This is a genomic window from Aquabacterium parvum (assembly GCF_001447195.1).
Taxonomy (GTDB): domain Bacteria; phylum Pseudomonadota; class Gammaproteobacteria; order Burkholderiales; family Burkholderiaceae_C; genus Aquabacterium; species Aquabacterium parvum.
This window is the reverse complement of the sequence record NZ_LFRI01000303.1, coordinates 1-273: the sequence shown is the minus strand read 5'-3', so window position 1 is coordinate 273 and position 273 is coordinate 1. Positions and strand designations below refer to the sequence as shown.

Annotated in this window: 1 protein-coding gene; it reads right to left on the bottom strand. The window is 67.0% G+C overall.

The window, feature by feature from the left end; translation table 11 throughout:
* Nucleotides 1-58 precede the first annotated feature (58 nt).
* Nucleotides 59-273: hypothetical protein (locus ABG80_RS22735; protein ID WP_160322518.1), on the bottom strand; the 215-nt coding region annotated here is incomplete at its 5' end.

The window sequence follows — 273 nt, the reverse complement described above, 5'->3', positions numbered from 1 at the left end:
TGCGGGCTTCGCCCATCCCGCAGGGCCGCCGCCAGCGGCCTCATACGTGCATCCATCCTCACACCTTGCCCCCCTCATAGGCGAGGCTCACCGACGCGCCAGGAGCCCACGCACGCACCGGCACGGACACCTGCTCGCCCACTCGGCCCTCGAAAGGCTTGGTGTCCGGAACTGTGAGGGTGAAGAGTTGAACGAGGCCACGGTTATCGAGGCCCTCGATCTGGAGAACCGGGCGGGTGGGGATCACCTCGCCGGTCTTCTTGTTGACGCCAC